Source organism: Enterobacter sp. TCD1-1, assembly GCF_020567405.1.
Classification (GTDB): domain Bacteria; phylum Pseudomonadota; class Gammaproteobacteria; order Enterobacterales; family Enterobacteriaceae; genus Enterobacter; species Enterobacter quasiroggenkampii.
Window position 1 is genome coordinate 41586 of record NZ_JAJCXF010000008.1, and the last position, 15265, is coordinate 56850.

General features: G+C 55.8%; 13 protein-coding genes. 4 read left to right on the forward strand and 9 right to left on the reverse strand.

Features of this window, described 5'->3' with window-relative positions:
- Positions 1-690 (reverse strand): LrgB family protein, encoded by a 690-nt coding sequence (locus tag LJA86_RS20650; RefSeq protein WP_045909180.1) that lies wholly within the window; start codon positions 688-690, stop codon positions 1-3.
- Positions 683-1093: a CidA/LrgA family protein gene (locus tag LJA86_RS20655; protein WP_021242769.1), complete on the reverse strand. Its 411-nt coding sequence runs from the start codon at positions 1091-1093 to the stop codon at positions 683-685. The genes LJA86_RS20650 and LJA86_RS20655 overlap by 8 nt, the downstream gene beginning before the upstream one ends.
- Positions 1094-1195: 102 nt before the next feature.
- Here LJA86_RS20655 and LJA86_RS20660 point away from each other — a divergent pair, with 102 nt between their 5' ends.
- Positions 1196-2083 carry a LysR family transcriptional regulator gene (locus LJA86_RS20660; RefSeq protein WP_229226670.1) on the forward strand — a complete coding sequence of 296 codons (888 nt, stop codon included), beginning with the start codon at positions 1196-1198 and terminating at the stop codon, positions 2081-2083.
- Between the two features lie 75 nt (positions 2084-2158).
- On the opposite strand, the gene LJA86_RS20665 is transcribed toward LJA86_RS20660, so the two are convergent.
- The 4 genes from LJA86_RS20665 to soxR all read right to left on the reverse strand — a co-directional run bounded on the left by LJA86_RS20665 (position 2159) and on the right by soxR (position 7094).
- A complete protein-coding gene (locus tag LJA86_RS20665) occupies positions 2159-3805 on the reverse strand; it encodes a Na+/H+ antiporter (RefSeq protein WP_008503391.1) in 1647 nt (548 codons plus the stop codon).
- 150 nt (positions 3806-3955) lie between these two features.
- A complete protein-coding gene (gene ghxP, locus LJA86_RS20670) occupies positions 3956-5305 on the reverse strand; it encodes a guanine/hypoxanthine transporter GhxP (protein ID WP_008503390.1) in 1350 nt (449 codons plus the stop codon).
- Positions 5306-5599: 294 nt separating this feature from the next.
- Positions 5600-6271 carry a glutathione S-transferase family protein gene (locus LJA86_RS20675; protein WP_048989830.1) on the reverse strand — a complete coding sequence of 224 codons (672 nt, stop codon included), beginning with the start codon at positions 6269-6271 and terminating at the stop codon, positions 5600-5602.
- A gap of 364 nt (positions 6272-6635) precedes the next feature.
- Positions 6636-7094 carry a redox-sensitive transcriptional activator SoxR gene (gene soxR, locus LJA86_RS20680; RefSeq protein ID WP_008503388.1) on the reverse strand — a complete coding sequence of 153 codons (459 nt, stop codon included), beginning with the start codon at positions 7092-7094 and terminating at the stop codon, positions 6636-6638.
- A gap of 98 nt (positions 7095-7192) precedes the next feature.
- On the opposite strand from soxR, the gene soxS reads away from it, so the two are divergent.
- On the forward strand, positions 7193-7519 hold the full coding sequence (gene soxS, locus LJA86_RS20685; protein WP_008503387.1) for a superoxide response transcriptional regulator SoxS: 327 nt from the start codon (positions 7193-7195) through the stop codon (positions 7517-7519).
- Between the two features lie 6 nt (positions 7520-7525).
- Here soxS and LJA86_RS20690 read toward each other — a convergent pair whose 3' ends face one another.
- Together LJA86_RS20690 and LJA86_RS20695 are read right to left on the reverse strand one after the other, a co-directional pair.
- A complete protein-coding gene (locus LJA86_RS20690) occupies positions 7526-9091 on the reverse strand; it encodes an EAL domain-containing protein (RefSeq protein WP_229226690.1) in 1566 nt (521 codons plus the stop codon).
- Between the two features lie 339 nt (positions 9092-9430).
- Positions 9431-10834 carry a sensor domain-containing diguanylate cyclase gene (locus LJA86_RS20695; protein WP_048030236.1) on the reverse strand — a complete coding sequence of 468 codons (1404 nt, stop codon included), beginning with the start codon at positions 10832-10834 and terminating at the stop codon, positions 9431-9433.
- A gap of 490 nt (positions 10835-11324) precedes the next feature.
- Here LJA86_RS20695 and LJA86_RS20700 point away from each other — a divergent pair, with 490 nt between their 5' ends.
- Positions 11325-11606: a YjcB family protein gene (locus LJA86_RS20700; RefSeq protein WP_045261050.1), complete on the forward strand. Its 282-nt coding sequence runs from the start codon at positions 11325-11327 to the stop codon at positions 11604-11606.
- 61 nt (positions 11607-11667) lie between these two features.
- Here LJA86_RS20700 and ssb1 read toward each other — a convergent pair whose 3' ends face one another.
- The gene (gene ssb1, locus LJA86_RS20705; RefSeq protein ID WP_008503384.1) at positions 11668-12192 is read right to left on the reverse strand and encodes a single-stranded DNA-binding protein SSB1; all 525 of its coding nucleotides are present in this window, start codon (positions 12190-12192) and stop codon (positions 11668-11670) included.
- Positions 12193-12442: 250 nt separating this feature from the next.
- Here ssb1 and uvrA point away from each other — a divergent pair, with 250 nt between their 5' ends.
- On the forward strand, positions 12443-15265 hold the full coding sequence (gene uvrA / locus LJA86_RS20710) for an excinuclease ABC subunit UvrA (protein WP_063622858.1): 2823 nt from the start codon (positions 12443-12445) through the stop codon (positions 15263-15265).

Sequence of the window (15265 nt, forward strand, 5' to 3'; positions counted from 1 at the left end):
TTAAAACATCACCCACGCCACCAGCGGCGCAACCAGCACCATCACCACGCCCGACAGCATCATCACCAGGCTCGCGACAACGCCCTCCTGCTGGCCCAGCTCATAGGAACGAGCCGTGCCCGCGCCGTGCGACGCGGCGCCAAATCCCGCGCCTTTGGCCATTCCTTCCCGAATAGAAAGCCGCAGAAAGAGCATATCGCCCACCGCCATCCCAAAGACACCCGTCACCACCACAAACAGCGCCACCAGGTCCGGCTGTCCGCCGAGGGGTTTAGCCGCCGCCAGCGCAAACGGCGTGGTCACCGAGCGCACGGCCAGGCTGCGCTGAATTTCATCGGGCAGCGTAAACAGTCTCGCCAGCCAGACGGAGCTACAGACCGCGACCACCGTGGCGGTGATCACGCCTGCGCTGAGCGACATCCAGTGGCGCCTGATAATCGCCAGGTTGTCATAAACGGGCACGGCAAAGGCGATGGTCGCCGGGCCGAGCAGCCACAGCAGCCAGTGGGACTCACCAATGTAGTTCTGCCAGGAAATGTGGCCGAAGACCAGCATCAGCACCAGCAGGATCGGCGTGAAGACCAGCGGCATCAGCGGCAGCGCATGAAACCGGCGATACAGCCGCTTGTTGGCAAAGTAGATCCCGAGCGTCGCGATCAGGCACAGGACGCTGATCTGAAAGTTAGTCATGTTTGTGCCTGCTGATTTCAAACCGGTAGACTTTATCCACGACCCAGGCGGTCGCCCCCAGCACCATCAACGTACTCAGCGCGATCACCGCAAAGATTCGCCAGCCGTCCACCATCAGCAGTTGCGCATAGTTCACCACCGCCACCACGGCAGGGACAAAGAACAGCAGCATCTCCGCCAGCAGCCAGCGCGCCCCGGCGCGCACCCAGTTAAGGGGGATCACGCGACAGAGGATGAGCGTCAGCATCAGCAGCATCCCCACCAGGTTGGCAGGCAGCGGCAGGTGGAGCCAGCCGACAAGATATTCGGCGAAAACAAACAGTCCCGCGTAGAGCAGTACCTGAACCGGGACCTGGAGTCGTTGTACAACGGCAGGCGTAACACGGCTTAACGCCACGGCCATGGGGGTTTTCCTCAAAAATGAGACGAGGCGCCAGTATAGTGAGCGCACGGTGTGGACTGAAATGAATTAAAATCATCAAAGGTATAGTTTCGAGGAATAATCATGGACATAAGAACGCTGCGCTATTTTGTCGAAGTGGTTCGTCAGCAAAGTTTTACCCGCGCAGCGGAGAAGTTGTTTGTTACCCAGCCCACCATCAGCAAAATGCTGAAAAACCTCGAAGATGAACTGAACTGTACCCTGCTGATCCGCGACGGGCGCAAGCTGCTGCTGACCGACACCGGACGCGTGGTGTTCGAACGCGGGCTGGCGATTCTGGCGGAGTTCCGCCAGCTGGAAGCAGAGCTGGACGATATTAATCATCTGACCAAAGGGGTGCTTCGCCTCGGCATTCCCCCGATGGTCGGCATGATGATGGCCGGACCGATTAGCCTGTTTCGCCAGCGTTATCCCGGCGTAGAGCTGAAGATTTCGGAGTTTGGTGGGTTAACCGTCCAGCAGGCCGTCACTAACGGCGAGCTCGATGTGGCAATGACCGCCCTCCCCGTTGAGGAAGAGAGCGGCCTGGCGACGCTTCCGCTCTTTAGCCACCCGCTGTGCGTGCTGGTGCCCCGCTCCGGCGACTGGCTAAAGAGGGAGTCGGTGAAGCCTGAACTACTCGGCGAGCACCCCCTGCTGATCTACAACGAAGACTTCGCCCTCAGCCGCCAGCTGATGACGCTGTTTAACCAGCATAACGTCAAGCCGCGCATTGCGGTACGCAGCGGACAATGGGATTTCCTGGCAGCGATGGTGCAGGCCGGCGTGGGGATTGCCATTCTGCCGCAGCCGATTTGCGAGCGTCTGGATAAAAACACGCTGCGCTGGATCCCACTGGAGAGCGCTCTGCACTGGCAGTTAGGGATGATCTGGCGTGAAGGGGTCTATTTGTCGCAGAGCGCGCAGGCGTGGCTGCAATGTTGTGAGGGGTTTTGGGTGCGGTCTGAATAGTGCCCGGTGGCGCTTACCGGCCTACGTTCGAACCGTAGGCCGGGTAAGGCGAAGCCGCCACCCGGCAAAACAGCGCTACTGATTCTCTATCAACAGCGCTTCCAGCAGGTCCAGATCGTGCAGCAGCTTTTGCAGCGTCTCGTTGCTGATCTGGCGCGTGGCGCGCAGGTGGTACAGTTCAGCACGCTCTGAGCGCAGCGCTGCCAGACGGAACCGGCGTTCCAGGTTCTCCTCCTGCAGCGAGCTTTCCACATCGTTACGCCCGTCCGCGCGGCGGCGAAGATTACCAATTACGCGGGAACTCACTTCCGTCAGCAGCTGATTATCGATGTTCTCTTCCGCATCCGCGGCCAGACGCTCTTCCATTTTCTGGATGGCGACAATCGCCACTTCGGCGGTCGCTGCACGCGCAATGCGCTCTTCCTTGTGCTGCTGGGTCGAATCACCGACATCAATATGCTGGAGTAAAATCGGCAGCATAATCACGCCGACAAACAGTGAGAACAGAATGACGCCCGCTGCCAGGAACACCAGCTCGTAACGCGCCGGGAAGACGTCGCCCGTCGGCAGCAGCAGCGGAATGGAGAGGACACCGGCAAGGGTGATCGCCCCGCGTACGCCCGCAAAAGAGGCAATCAGCAGTTCACGCGTTGTCCACGAACCAAACTCCATCGGCTTTTTCTTCAGGAAGCGGACGCTGAAGTTTTTCATCGTCCACAGCCAGCCGAAACGCACCAGCATCAGCGCCAGGTAGATCAGCACGATGTCGGTAAACAGCATCCAGACTTCAACGTTTGGATCGGCTTCGGCCGCCACCAGCGAGGATTCCATAATGCCCGGCAGCTGCAGGCCCAACAGCAGGAACACCATGCCGTTAAAGACAAACTCCAGCATCGCCCAGGTGCTGTTGGCACGCAGACGCATAGCCAGCGGCGCGCGGCGCATCACGCCGGAGCGGGTAATGGTCATCCCTGCCGCCACTGCCGCCAGAATGCCCGACACGCCGATATGTTCGGCAATCAGATAAGAGGCGAACGGCAGCAGGAACAGCAGTACGATCTGCGTAGCGGGTTCATCGCCGCCCCAGCGGCTGAGGAAGCGCAGCGAGCGGCCGTACAGCCAGCTCACCACGAAGCCCGCGAGAATACCGCCAATCGCCACCTTGAAGAATTCCAGCGTCGCGCCGCCGACGGTAAAGACCATCGTGCCCATCGCAACGGCCACAGCAAACTTCAGGGCAACCAGGCCGGAGGCGTCGTTCATCAGCGCCTCCCCCTGTAAAATCCCCATAATTTTCTTCGGAATACGGCCTTCACCCACAATACCGGACAGCGCCACGGCATCGGTTGGCGACAGCACGGCGGCCAGCGCAAAGGCAGGAATTAACGGGATACCCGGTACCGTCCAGTAGATCAGGAAACCAATCCCGACGACGGTGACCACCACCAGCGCAAGCGCCAGGCCGAAGATCTCTCGCCCGTGCTCAAGGAATTCGCGCGTGGGCGTTTTCCAGCCATCCGCAAACAGCAGTGGCGGAATGAACAGCACGAGGAACAGTTCTGGGTCAAATTCCACGTGCAGGCCAAACGTCGGCCACGCCAGCAGCGCGCCGATGGCAATTTGCATTAATGGCAGGGGGACCTGAAAGGGCAGTACGCGTGTAACCACCCCGGATAGCGAGACCACAAGGGTCATGATGAGTATTGTGAAGAAGATTTCCATGCGTTCCCTGTTTGCTGTGTTGCTTATGTACTCCGGAAGGCGTCGTGCCTTTTATTCTATCTTCCCCAGAGTAACGCAAAAGGCAACAGGATGAGTCCTGAAAATAAAAACGGGCGGCCTGAGCCACCCGTTTTCGCATCAAAGGCCAATTTAGATAGCCCAGCCGCCCGCGTAAAACGCCACCAGCGCAACGGCAATCACAACGGTACCAACGTTCAGCTTGCGCCATTCCCCGGAGACCAGACGACCAATCACCAGCGACGCGAAACCGATCATAATGCCGGTCACGATGTTACAGGTCAGCACGATAAAGACCGCGGTAATCAGGCCAGACATCGCGTCCACGAAATCCGCAAAGTCGATTTTCGCCACGTTGCTCAGCATCAGCAGGCCAACGTACATCAGCGCTGGCGCGGTCGCGTACGCCGGAACCAGGTAGGAGAGCGGAGAGAGGAACAGGATCAGCATGAACAGCACGCCAACGGTGATCGCCGTCAGGCCGGTTTTACCGCCTGCCGCCGTACCCGCTGCGGACTCGATGTACACCGCCGCAGGCGCTGCGCCCACCAGGCCTGAGAAGACGCTGCTCAGGGAGTCCGTCGTCAGCGCTTTGCCACCGTCAATAATCTGACCGTCTTTATCCAGCAGGTTCGCCTGACCGGCCACCGCACGAATGGTACCGGTCGCGTCAAACACCGCGGTCATTACCAGCGCCAGCACGCTTGGCAGGATGACCGGGTTCAGCGCGCCAACGATATCCAGGCTGCCAATCAGAGAGTTGCCTTTGTCATCGCTCAGCGACGGCATGGCGAAAATGCCGGAGAAATGGACGTTCGGATCGAAAATCAGGCCGACAATGGAAACGCCGATAATGGTCAGCAGGATGCCGCCCGGGACTTTCAGTTTTTCCAGACCGATAATCACCGCCAGCCCGATCAGCGACATGATCACCGGGAAGCTGGCGAAATGGCCGAGCGCCACCGGCAGACCGTCCAGCGGGTTCTTGATGACCAGACCGACGCCGTTGGCGGCGATCAGCAGCAGGAACAGGCCGATACCGATGCCGGTACCGTGCGCCACGCCCTGCGGCAGGTTGCGCAAGATCCAGCTACGGATGCCGGTCGCTGAAATAACGGTAAACAGCACACCCATCAGGAAAACGGCGCCCAGCGCAACCGGTACGCTGATGTGCTGGCCCAGCACCAGGCTGAACGCGGTAAACGCGGTCAGGGAGATGGCGCAACCAATCGCCAGCGGCAGGTTCGCCCACAGGCCCATCACGATAGAGCCCACGCCGGCCACAAGGCAGGTCGCTACAAAGACAGCTGCTGGCGGGAAGCCCGCTTTGCCCAGCATGCCCGGCACAACGATGACGGAATACACCATCGCCAGAAACGTTGTCAAACCGGCAACGATTTCCTGGCGCACGGTGCTGCCGCGGGCCGAAATTTTAAACATGGCGTCAAGTGAACCGCCAGTACGCGCAGATGGCGTAGACATAGAAAACATCCCCTGAGAGTTTTTTAGGAAGTCCGTAAGCGAGGTGGAGACGCCACTGCCAGCTAAACGTCAAATCCTTGTGTTGCGTTTGCGACGAAAGGGCGTCACAGAAAAAGCAAACGTTTAGCTCCGCGCTTACAAACGGGTGGTCAAACTAAGGCAAACGATTATCTAGCCTAATCCCCGCCCTTTTCAACTGAACTTTATCGTTTTTCGCTAAAATTCACTTATGACGCTGAAGAAATAAACAGAGGATGCGCAAACGTTATCGTCTATGCGCAATTTGTTTACATTTCAATCCTCCCCCGGGATGGATAACGGCCCCCCTTGTGCCAGGGTTCGTTGCCAGCCAGGGCTGTTTTCAACCTTCGTTTTCCATGCCTGACTATGCGGCAGGTTATTAATACCGCCGCGCGCCAGCAGGGCAAAGATCGGGAAGCTCATCTGGATGTCGGCCATGCTGAGCGAATCCCCGGCAAACCAGCTGTTTTTAGCAAGGTGCGACTCAATAAAGCGTGCATGGGTTTCCAGCTGGCGGTTGAGGTACGCTTTCTGCACCCCCTGCCCCAGCGCTTTCCCCAGGGTTCGGATACCAAACGGCACCGGCGGCTTGCCGAGGCTGTTGAAGACCAGCTTCATTAACAGCAGCGGCATCAGCGATCCTTCCGCGTAGTGCAGCCAGAAGCGGTACTGCACCTTATGCGCCGGATCTAAAGGCTTAAGCCGCGACTCGGGATCGTACGTCTCCTGCAGATACTCCAGAATGGCGCCTGACTCTGCGAGGATCAGTCCGTTATCTTCGATGACCGGTGATTTGCCCAACGGATGCACCTTTTTGAGCGCCTCAGGTGCCAGCATGTTCTTTTCGCGCTGATAGTGAACGATCTCATAAGGCAGACCGAGTTCTTCCAGCGCCCAGATTACGCGATGCGAGCGCGACTGGTTTAGGTGGTGTACCGTGAGCATGGCTTTCTCCTGTTATTCATACTTTTTAACTATAGAAAATTGAACAACACCGCGAAAAAAATTCGGCTAAAAACCGGTCAGCGTCGCTGGCGAAAAAACGGGCCTTGCATAGAATTAAAGTGTCAGCACAATCCGGAACCTCCCCAACCAGCTCGACACGAGGGGTGCTGATGTCGGGGGAAACCCTCCCGTGAACCAGCGGGATAGAGAGAAAGACAAAGACCGGGAAAAACTAAAGCGCCCTTTGTGGCGCTTTAGTTCTTTATGTATGTGGGGTTTTGCCGGGTGGCGGCTACGCCTTACCCGGCCTACATTTGACGGTTTGGTAGGCCGGGTAAGCGAAGCGCCACCCGGCAAACCGATCTCAATCCTCTTCCAGCAACCGCGCTCCCGTCCCCTGCTCACCCAGTTTGTCCCCGGGGTTACGCAGCGGGCAGTCGCTGCGCGACAGGCAACCGCAGCCAATGCAGCCATCCAGTTCGTCACGCAGCGCGACCAACGTATGAATACGCCTGTCCAGCTCTTCACGCCACTGGGACGACAGCTCTTTCCACTCTTTCGGGCTCAGCGTGTGCCCTTCCGGCAGCACGCCAAATGCCTCGCCGATCGTGGCCAGGGGAATTCCGATTCGTTGCGCAATTTTGATAATCGCCACATAGCGGAGCACGTCGCGGGTATAGCGACGCTGGTTACCGCCGTTACGGATGCTTTTAATTAACCCTTTGCTTTCATAGAAGTGGAGCGCCGATACCGCCACGCCGCTTCGCTTTGCCACTTCGCCGGGGGTTAACAGCGCTTTAATGCGCGGCAATCTCTTTTCCATAAAACCTCTTTACCTCAAGTTAACTTGAGGAATTATACTCCCCCGCAGAGAAAACGACGAATTAACCGAGATAGTTGTATCTACAGAGGGGCAACCTTATGTCGCATCAGCAGATTATTCAGACGCTTATTGAATGGATTGATGACCATATCGACCAACCGTTGAACATTGATGTGGTCGCGAAAAAGTCGGGCTATTCGAAATGGTATTTACAGAGAATGTTCCGTACGGTCATGCATCAGACGCTGGGTGAGTACATTCGTCAGCGCAGACTGCTGCTGGCGGCGCAGGCGCTACGCTCAACGCAGCGGCCGATTTTTGATATCGCGATGGATCTTGGCTATGTGTCGCAACAAACCTTTTCCCGCGTGTTTCGCCGCGAGTTTGACCGCACGCCGAGCGACTATCGCCACCAGTTGAATTAATCACGCTCAGTGCAAAGGTTGCTGCTGCCAGGTCATAAATTCCTGGGGCGGCATCGCTTTCGCGAAGTGCCACCCCTGACAAAACTGGACGCCGCGCTTCAACAGCCAGCTCACCTGCTCTGCCTTCTCAACCCCTTCCGCAATGGTTTTCAGCCGCAGGCTTTGCGCCATCTCGATAATATGCTCGGCGATCAGGTGGCTGGTGCTGTTGGTCGTTAAGGTATCGATAAACGATTTGTCGATTTTCAGAATATCGACGTTCAGCGAGTAGAGATTGTGCAGGTTCGAGTAGCCGGTACCGAAATCATCGATCGCCACTTCATACCCCGCCTGACGAAAAGCCTGAATCACCGGCGTGGTTTTAGGCACATCGATAAAACCGCGTTCCGTCACTTCAATTTTAATTTGCTGCGCGCGGACGGCATAGTGGCGGGCCTTCTCAGAAATCATGGCGATCAGCCGCGAGGAGTGGAAATCCGTCGCCGACAGGTTAATCGAAATATAGAGATGCGGATGTTCGGCAAGGAAATGGCCCAAATCGCTGAACACTTCCTCAACGACATAATCCGTAATCCGCTCGCTCATCCCCTCATTTTCAGCCAGCGGAATAAACTCAGCCGGGCTCATCACCTGCCCGTTAAAACCAGGCCAGCGTAATAACGCCTCCGCGCCGACACACCGGTTGTTCTTGATATCAATAATCGGCTGATAGTGCACGCAAAGCTGGCGTTTGTTCAGCGCCCTGTGCAGTAAACGCCCCGGCGAATTGAGCTCACGATGGGTGCGGGACCAGACCAGCAAAATAATAATGCTGCAAATCATTCCCAGCGGCAGCGTTAATGTCGCCTGATGGTAAAGCGTTTCATAAAAGCGTTTATTCGATGTCGACACGATGGCCGCAATCGGTCTTTTGGGGGATGTGACGATCGTATAAAAGCGGTTATCTTTTTGAAATACCGATTCCTTATCCCGAATCATCGAATTTAATAAAGAAACATTGGCTTTCTGACTGACGGAAAAGAAAGCATTGGTTACCGTGTCGTATACCCCCCACGAGAGAGAATGATCCGCAGACATGACTTCGCTGTATGAAAGTGGATTAACGACCACCACATAATTTCCACGCTGCATATATGTCATTTTATAACCAGTATAAAATGGGGTGTCGCGATAATAATAGATAGCGACGTCAGGTTTACGCGTGTAATTAGCGACGGGAATGGCGTAGGGACGATCCGGTGTAAAAACGGTCGAACAAAGAAAATTCTGACCTTCAGCATAAATTAAATCGGCAACAAACAGGCGGCCACGAACAACGTTCAACATATATTGACGGTGTCCCGGGGTGCAAAGCTCGCCCCGATATTTTTCCGCCTCGTCCCGGGCCAGATCAACCTGCTGTATAACCAGCTCTGTTTTGTCTAAAGCCAGTTCAGCAAATGTCCGTAGCTGGGCGCTTGTTTCAGACACGGCTCTTAGCTGGGCAAACCATAGCGCAAGCATCACCGGCAGCATAACTACCATGATGATCCCTACCACCCTGAGCATCTTGCGCTGCGCGCTACGATTCATTTCCCGCCCTATATCCCTGCATGTTGTACGCCTGTAGTAATGAAGGCCGGATGCTGTGTTAAACAGGTGATTACGTTGCATGAATCATGCGAAGTTAGCAACTGACTTTTCGTATTAAAAATCTTAAATTTCGTTATGACGATAATATTTTCCCGTAAGTGAAACTGTAAGTATTCGTTCCGTTTCAATTAAGGAAAATAATTATCCAGCCCGTAAGGGCGGTGGGAAGATAACACAACAGACGATTGTTGATTAAGCCAAACTTCTGGCAGCATGAAAAAAGCACACCGTCATCATGACGTTTTATGCTATTTGATCGGGTGTATTGTGTTCACTGATTTATAAATAATCAGCCGCCACCACCGTTTTTCCTCGCCCCAAATGCTTAGCCTCATATAACGCTTTATCAGCACGCCTTAGCAAGGCTGAAGTATCCCGCTGTCCTCCGCGGACTTCCACGACCCCTGCGCTAAACGACAGCGACAGCGTTCTCTCGCCCACAATCAGCGGATGAGTTTGCAAAACGGTGCGCAACCTGGCGGACAGTTGCGCAGCGCCATTGCCGTCAGTTTGCGCCAGCAGGAGCAAAAATTCCTCCCCTCCCACGCGCCCTAATGCGGAGCCTGAAGGGGCCAACTCACGGATAGCATTACAGAAGTGAAGAAGCGCCGCATCGCCCACTGGGTGTCCCCACTCGTCGTTGATCTGTTTGAAAAAATCCAGGTCAAACATCAGAACGCAAAAATGGCTGTTAGCCTCCTGCCTGGCACTGGCAGCCAGCGCAAGCTCCAGCTGCTGCAAAATCGCAGACCGGTTAAAGCAGCCGGTGAGATCGTCAGTGGTGGCTTTAACCTCGAGCTGCTGTTCGGCTTTTTTCCGCTCGGTGATATCCAGCCCAATATTCAGGATAGAGTTGTCCGGCAACAGAATGTTTGACCACAGCACCGTCAGCGGGGTGCCGTCTTTGCGTAGCGGATGCCATTCATACATATCCTTCAGCGGCGAGACATTGACCGACTCTCTTACCCGCCGCCGCTCTTCAGGATCGGGATAAAACAGCGAAAGCGGATCGGCATGTTCCGCGATCTCCGCCATCGTCCAGCCGAATACTTTTTCACATTCGGCATTCCACAGCACGCAGCGGTTAAATTTGTCGAAAGAGTTCATTAAAACCGGGGCGCGTTCAAAGAGCGTCTTATATTGCGTCACGACGCGCTGCATTTCCTGCGCCGTTTTTTCTCGGGCAATAATTTCCGCAAAATAGTCTTTTAATTTTTCGACCAGCACCACGACGATATTTTTCAGGATCGGCAAAGAAGAAAGCCTTTCTTCGAACGCTAAAAAGAAATAGCCGCTGCAGTGCCAGTTTTGGGTGGAAAGCTTGCACAGCACACCGCTTTGCAGTTGCGCATAGCCCGGGTGCTGAGGAGGAAATAACGTGCGGCCAATATTCTCTTTCCAGTAGACCACCCGCCACGATCGATGATGTCGCTGAAGCAGCGTGTTCGCCAGGAAATCGGCCACGTCGAGGGGATGGCAGGTCATCTCCCCGGCGGATACCACGCGCTTCAGCCCGTCATCACCGTTTACGCTGACCCAGGCAAGGCTTGCGCCCAGCGCGCGACTGATGGTCGCCAGCATGTCGGCCAGAGAACATTGAGCATGAAGCTGGGGCATTAGCTTAGCCAGCGCATGCAATGCCTGCATGCTGTCATTAACAATCTCACGTCGGTTTTCTTTCATTTTTTTCGCTGATTATCAGGCGATAAACCGGACGCAACTTTCTTCAGATTCGAAAATCGACAAACCAACGCGCAGGCTGAATCTCAGCGTAGCGAATTAAAAACAACGTTGTGTGTAATTAAAAACGTACAAAGAAATAAAAAAATAATGAAATTCAAAAACCTGAAAGGTTAGCTGCGAGTAAAATTAATTGTCCACTCAAGCATAAGCCATAGGGTTATTGCTGTAAACATTGTACAGAGTGCGTCCTTTTGCATCAGTTTTGCTATCTTAATGAATTCATTATAAAGAGTGCGGGAACTGGGGAACTTAGCCAGCAAAGATATATTTTCACTCAGGCATCCACTGATTCTCGGCAACTATGAATCGCTCGTTTTTCATCATCCCGGGACTGGCGAATAAAACAGCAAACGTGATATAGTTCACACAACTTATGTAACGAAAATACTCTGTTTCATTCAGTTCGTCTTTTTTATAGAGGATGGGTTTTATGGCAACCATTACTACCAGCATGGTACTCCTGCGCTGGCCTTTGTTGAGTGCGGTACTGATGTTTTTGGCCAGCACGCTGAACATTCAGTTTCGTAAATCTGACTACGCGGGTCTCGCTGTCATCAGCACGCTGTTGGGGCTGGGGGCTGCCTGCTGGTTTGCAACGGGTCTGCTTGGCATTACCCTGCTGGATATGGCCGCCGTCTGGGAAAATATCAAAGTGGTGATGGTTGAGGCGATGAGCCACACGCCACCAGACTGGCCGATGGTGATTACCTGATCCCTTATGGAATAAAAAAACCCAGACGATGTCTGGGTTTTTTGTTTGGGGAACGCGGAAATCAGAACGGAATGTCGTCGTCGAAATCCATTGGCGGTTCGTTAGACGGTGCAGGAGCAGACTGCTGCTGCGGGCGAGACTGCGCGCCGCCGCTGAACTGGTTGCCACCCTGCGGCTGCTGAGGCTGACCCCAACCGCCCTGCTGCTGGCCGCCACCTGCTGGTGCGCCACCGCCCTGACGGCCACCCAGCATCTGCATGGTGCCGCCGACGTTAACCACCACTTCCGTCGTGTACTTCTCAGCACCGGACTGATCGGTCCATTTGCGGGTGCGCAGCTGGCCTTCGATATAGACCTGAGAACCTTTACGCAGATATTCACCGGCCACTTCGGCCAGTTTGCCAAACAGCACAACGCGGTGCCATTCGGTCTGCTCTTTCATCTCACCGGTCGCTTTATCACGCCAGGATTCGGAAGTAGCCAGCGTAATGTTGGCAACTGCGCCACCACTCGGCATGTAGCGTACTTCCGGGTCCTGGCCCAGATTACCGACGAGAATCACCTTGTTTACGCCTCTGCTGGCCATGTTCGTGTCTCCTGAATACGTTTCTTAATAGTGTAAACGCGCGAGTGTACCATTTCCATGCTGCACTTTGATAGTTGCGTAGCACGTTCCAGAGTTCTCCCGCAACTCCACATTGTTACACAGCGAATCAGAAAATGCATTCCAATACTGTATATTCAAACAGGTCAAATTGTGTCATAATTAGCCGTTTCTGGCAGCCGTTTGTCCTTCAAACAAACCAGGCAATCCGTGTTCCAACCGGGAAAGGTGAATGGATAAGATCGAAGTTCGGGGCGCCCGCACCCACAATCTCAAGAATATCAACCTGATAATCCCTCGCGACAAGCTGATTGTCGTGACCGGGCTGTCGGGGTCTGGCAAATCCTCACTGGCTTTCGACACCCTGTATGCCGAAGGACAGCGTCGTTACGTTGAATCACTCTCTGCGTACGCGCGTCAGTTCCTGTCGCTGATGGAAAAACCGGATGTCGACCACATTGAAGGGTTGTCCCCTGCTATCTCTATTGAGCAGAAATCCACCTCGCATAACCCGCGTTCAACGGTCGGTACCATTACCGAAATCCATGACTACCTGCGTCTGCTGTATGCCCGCGTGGGTGAGCCGCGCTGCCCGGACCACGACGTCCCGCTGGCGGCCCAGACCGTGAGCCAGATGGTAGACAACGTCCTGTCGCAGCCGGAAGGCAAGCGCCTGATGCTGCTGGCGCCGATCATCAAAGAGCGTAAGGGTGAGCACACCAAAACGCTGGAGAATCTGGCAAGCCAGGGCTATATCCGCGCCCGTATTGACGGCGAAGTGTGTGACCTGTCCGATCCGCCCAAGCTGGAACTGCAGAAGAAGCACACCATCGAGGTGGTGATTGATCGCTTTAAGGTGCGTGACGATCTCGCCACGCGTCTCGCAGAATCGTTTGAAACGGCGCTGGAACTCTCCGGCGGCACGGCCGTGGTCTCCGACATGGACGACCCGAAAGCGGAAGAGCTGCTCTTCTCCGCCAACTTTGCCTGCCCGATTTGCGGCTACAGCATGCGCGAGCTGGAACCGCGCCTGTTCTCGTTCAACAACCCGGCGGGCGCATGCCCGACGTGTGACGGCCTGGGCGTGCAGCAGTATTTCGATCCGGACCGCGTGATCCAGAATCCGGAGCTGTCCCTGGCGGGCGGCGCCATTCGCGGCTGGGACAAGCGTAACTTCTATTACTTCCAGATGCTGAAGTCGCTGGCAGAGCACTACAAGTTCGACGTGGAAGCGCCGTGGGCCAGCCTGAGCCCGAACGTACACAAAGTGATCCTGTTCGGCTCTGGCAAAGAGAACATCGAGTTCAAATACATGAACGATCGCGGTGATACCTCCGTGCGTCGCCACCCGTTCGAAGGGGTGCTGCACAATATGGAGCGCCGCTACAAAGAGACCGAATCCAGCGCGGTGCGCGAAGAGCTGGCGAAGTTCATCAGCAACCGCTCCTGCGCCACCTGCGAGGGCACGCGCCTGCGTCGTGAAGCGCGCCACGTGTTTGTGGAAAATACGGCGCTGCCGACCATCTCAGACATGAGCATCGGCCACGCGATGGACTTCTTCAATAACCTGAAGCTATCTGGCCAGCGCGCGAAAATCGCCGAAAAAGTGCTGAAAGAGATTGGCGATCGCCTGAAGTTCCTGGTGAACGTCGGCCTGAACTACCTGACGCTTTCCCGCTCGGCAGAAACGCTCTCCGGCGGTGAAGCCCAACGTATTCGTCTGGCGAGCCAGATTGGTGCGGGCCTGGTGGGCGTGATGTACGTGCTGGACGAGCCGTCAATCGGCCTGCACCAGCGCGATAACGAACGTCTGCTCGGCACCCTGATCCACCTGCGTAATCTCGGTAACACGGTGATTGTGGTCGAGCACGACGAAGACGCGATCCGCGCCGCTGACCACGTGATCGACATCGGCCCGGGTGCCGGCGTCCACGGTGGCCAGGTGGTGGCGGAAGGGACGCTGAAAGACATTATGGCGGTGCCCGAGTCGCTGACCGGCCAGTACATGAGCGGCAAGCGCAAGATTGACGTCCCCAAACAGCGCGTGGCAGCGGATCCGGAAAAAGTGCTGAAGCTGACCGGCGCGCGCGGCAATAACCTGAAAGACGTCACCCTGACCCTGCCCGTCGGGCTGTTTACCTGTATCACCGGCGTGTCCGGCTCCGGTAAATCGACGCTGATCAACGATACGCTGTTCCCGATTGCACAGACCGCGCTAAACGGTGCGACGCTGGCAGAGCCGGCACCGTACCGCGACATTCAGGGGCTGGAGCATTTCGATAAAGTTATCGATATCGACCAGAGCCCGATTGGCCGTACACCACGCTCTAACCCGGCAACCTATACCGGTGTTTTCACGCCCGTACGTGAACTGTTTGCTGGTGTGCCGGAAGCGCGTTCACGCGGCTACACGCCGGGACGTTTCAGCTTTAACGTGCGCGGCGGCCGCTGTGAAGCGTGCCAGGGCGACGGCGTGATCAAGGTTGAGATGCACTTCCTGCCGGATATCTACGTGCCGTGCGACCAGTGCAAAGGCAAGCGCTATAACCGCGAAACGCTGGAGATTAAGTACAAGGGCAAGACCATCCACGAAGTGCTGGATATGACCATCGAAGAGGCGCGCGAGTTCTTTGACGCCGTTCCCGCGCTGGCGCGTAAGCTGCAGACGCTGATGGACGTCGGCCTGACCTACATTCGTCTGGGGCAGTCCGCCACGACGCTGTCCGGCGGTGAAGCGCAGCGCGTGAAGCTGGCGCGCGAGCTGTCAAAACGCGGTACCGGCCAGACGCTGTATATCCTGGATGAGCCGACCACCGGTCTGCACTTTGCCGACATCCAGCAGCTGCTGGACGTGCTGCATCAGCTGCGCGATCAGGGCAACACCATCGTGGTCATCGAACATAACCTGGACGTGATTAAAACCGCGGACTGGATTGTCGATCTTGGCCCGGAAGGCGGCAGCGGCGGCGGTGAAATCCTCGTCTCCGGTACGCCAGAGACCGTTGCAGAGTGCGAAGCCTCGCACACCGCGCGCTTCCTTAAACCGTTGCTGTAA